This window comes from Ornithinibacter sp. (assembly GCF_035443565.1).
Lineage (GTDB): Bacteria > Actinomycetota > Actinomycetes > Actinomycetales > Dermatophilaceae > Fodinibacter.
This window is the reverse complement of the sequence record NZ_DAORSO010000214.1, coordinates 1-2,948: the sequence shown is the minus strand read 5'-3', so window position 1 is coordinate 2,948 and position 2,948 is coordinate 1. Positions and strand designations below refer to the sequence as shown.

General features: G+C 72.7%; 3 protein-coding genes. All 3 read right to left on the bottom strand.

Features of this window, described 5'->3' with window-relative positions; translation table 11 throughout:
- Nucleotides 1-469 (bottom strand): ExeA family protein (locus PLL68_RS13525; protein WP_324534941.1); only part of this gene is annotated, 469 nt, incomplete at its 3' end.
- Nucleotides 466-1,923: a DDE-type integrase/transposase/recombinase gene (locus PLL68_RS13520; RefSeq protein ID WP_324534939.1), complete on the bottom strand. Its 1,458-nt coding sequence runs from the start codon at nt 1,921-1,923 to the stop codon at nt 466-468. The genes PLL68_RS13520 and PLL68_RS13525, both read right to left, overlap by 4 nt.
- Before the next feature lie 86 nt (nt 1,924-2,009).
- On the bottom strand, nt 2,010-2,348 hold the full coding sequence (locus PLL68_RS13515) for a helix-turn-helix domain-containing protein (RefSeq protein ID WP_324534937.1): 339 nt from the start codon (nt 2,346-2,348) through the stop codon (nt 2,010-2,012).
- Nucleotides 2,349-2,948: the final 600 nt, after the last annotated feature.

Sequence of the window (2,948 nt, the reverse complement as noted above, 5' to 3'; positions counted from 1 at the left end):
GGGAGTCCATGTCGGCGTTGGTCAGCAGGCGGAGCTCTTCGAGCTGGTCGCCGGTGAGGAGGTGTGCTTCGTCGAGGATGAGGACGACGGTGCGTCCTCGTTCGTGTTCCTCGGCGGCGAGCAGGTCCGCGGTCTGTGGGATGAGGGCGGCTTTGTGGAAGCGGGGTACGCCGCCCAGGGCGGTGACGATCCCGCCGTAGAGGCCGCGGCCGCCGACGGCGGGGTTGCCCAGGTAGATGGTGGTGTGCCGGGAGGTGTCCAGGGCGGCGATCGCGGCCCGCACGGCGACGGTCTTGCCTGCGCCGACCTCGCCGGTGACTACCCCGAGGGCGCGTTCGGTGATGCACCACGAGATGCGGGCGACGGCTTCGGCGTGGGCGGTGTGCCGGTGCAGCATGCCGGGGGCCAGGGCCCGACCGAACGGCATGCGGGTGAAGCCGTAGTGGGCTTGGAGGCGGTCCAGTGTCATGAGAGCTCCTGCAGGTCGCGATCAGGGCGGTCGGTGTCGTCGGGGTGCTCGAGCAGGTCCAGCAGGTCGGTCTGTCCCGGCAGGACGCCGTGAGCCGCCGAGGGCGCGGCCAGCGCGGCGTAGTCCACGCGCGTGCTGGCCAGGGTGGTGGTGTGCCGGGCCCGGACCAAGGCGAGGTAGTCGATCCCGGTGACCGGCACCGAGGTCTGCTCGGTGGTCTTGGCGGCGGGGTGCACGTGCCGGCCGATGACGTGCGGGATCGCGGTGCCGAGGTCGCGTCCGGCGTAGCGCACGCGAATGTCGGTGAGGTCGAACGGGTCGAAGACGAGCTCGACGCGGCGGCCGATCAGGGCGGCGTCGACCTCGTAGGTGTTGCCGTGCAGGGACACCGTCGCCGTCTTGGTCACCGCCCGGTGCTCGGACCACAAGAACGCCTCCCGCAGGACGGCCGGGGTCGGGGCCTGCGGGGCCCCGGCGGCCAGGAACCTCGCTAGGGGTGCCTGCCCGGTTTCGGTGTGGACCCGCTGGTGGTACACCGTTTCGACCCAGGCCGTGAACGCCTCGTTCAACCCCGCGAGGTCGCCGACCTGCCTGGTTGCGCTGGGGGCGCTCAGCTCGAGGAGGAACTGCTCGCGCACGGTGCGGAAGAACCGTTCGATCTTCCCGCGCCCCTGGGGCTGGCCAGGCCGGGAGTGAGTCAACCGGATCCCCAGGACGGCCAGCGCGCGCAGCAGCTGCCGGGAGATCATCGCGGACCCGTTGTCCAGGTACACCACCTGCGGGACCCCCCGCGAGGCCAGCCCGGAGCGCAGCGCCGCGGCGAGGTGGAGCATGTCCTCGCTGTGGCCCCACCGGTACCCCACCAGGGCCCGGGAGTGGTCGTCGATGAACGCCATCAGGTACGTCTTGCGCCCGGCGATGACCGGCCCGTGCAGCGCGTCCCCGGTCCACCGCTCGTTGACCGTCGCAGCCTCGAACCGGCCGAAGGCTCCCGGGCCGGCGCCGTCCGGGCGGGTGTTCAGCTCCAGGCGGGCGAAGTGCCGCTGCAGCGTGCGCGCAGAGGGCGCCACCGACACGCCGTGCTCGGTCAGGATCGCGACGACCTGCGCGGCGGTGCGCGCCGGGACCTCCCGCTTGAGCGCGACCGCGAGCTCCAACACCGTCGATGGGGTGCGCGGCTGCGCGTGCCGCGCGGAGGGCACCAACGCGTCGAACCCACCGGTGCGCCAGGCCCGCACCCACCGGTCCAGGCTCACCCGCGAGACCATGACCTTGCCCCCGAACGGCCCGGTGTGCTCACGCCCGGCGAGGTCGCGCACCAGCACCCCGCGCGCCCGGGTGCTCAACGAGGCGTCCGCGGCTTCCCGGATCAGCGCGTACCGGAACAACGCCACGTCCCTGGCCCGCTCGGCCCGGCGCGCCGCATCATCGCCCGGTCTGTGTCGCTCACTCATCCACTTGCCCTCTCCTGGTTCCGAACTGGTCCGCCGAAAGGGTGCCCGCACCACCACGGGCAGCGGCAGGGGTCAACTCGTGTTGCTCACCCCTTACCGCCGGTCAGCGGGGCCAGCAACCGCCCACCGGTGACCCGCGCGGCGAACTCCCACGGCGGCTGCGGACACAGCCGTAGGACCGCCGCGGCGGCGGCCCGCCCGATCACCTCGACCGCGTCACCGACCGGGCAGGCCCGCGGCTGCAGCGGCCCCGCCAACGGGTCCAGTTCGTGCAGCAGCCGGGTGAACCCGGCCCTGGTCTGCTCGGCCCGCACGGCGAAGCGGCGCAGCCAGCCCCGCACCGTGGACACCGGCCGGCCCAGCCGCCTCGCGATGCTCCGATGACCGGCCCCGGCCGCCTTGGCCTCCAGCGCGGCCCCGATCACGCAGGCCGCGTCCGCGCGCCGCGACAACCACCCCTGCGCAAGCAGCACGTGCGTGCCCCCGCACGAGGCACACCGGCCCCGCCGCGGACGGTGCCGCACCGTCCCGGCCGGCCCCCGCGAGGACCGCCACCGAGCGTTCCCCCAGGGCCCCAGCGCACCTGAGCATGACGGGCACACCAGCTCCCCGGCTACCAGCGACCTTTCGACCTCGACAGGGTCGTTCCCTACCATCAGCATGGGTGCCCTCCAAGCACCAAGTGACGGCCCTCCTGCTCGCCAAAGCTAGGGAGGGCCGTCGCGCGTCCTCAGCGCATCATCGCGCTCTTGACGCCAACCGTAGAGACCCTCCTCAAATCACGCGTCGTCAACCACAGTGACCCCCGCACCCCCCGACGTGGTCAGCCAAAGCGTCGCTCAACACGGGCTCATTCCATGGGGGCACACCTGGAGTGGAGTCGTCAGAGGGGCCGGTGTGGAGTCCGTGTCAATGTCGCTGCGCGATGTACCGGCTCCAGTCGCGGGCTGCGAGAGCGGCCCAGCGCGCGGCGGTGTTCGGGTGCAGGGCGAGCATCTCGGCCAGGATCGGGGTGGGGATCTCGC

Bases quoted from the DNA above. Each gene is read 5' to 3' on its own strand.
- PLL68_RS13520 (WP_324534939.1), bottom strand. From the start codon at position 1,923: ATGAGTGAGCGACACAGACCGGGCGATGATGCGGCGCGCCGGGCCGAG.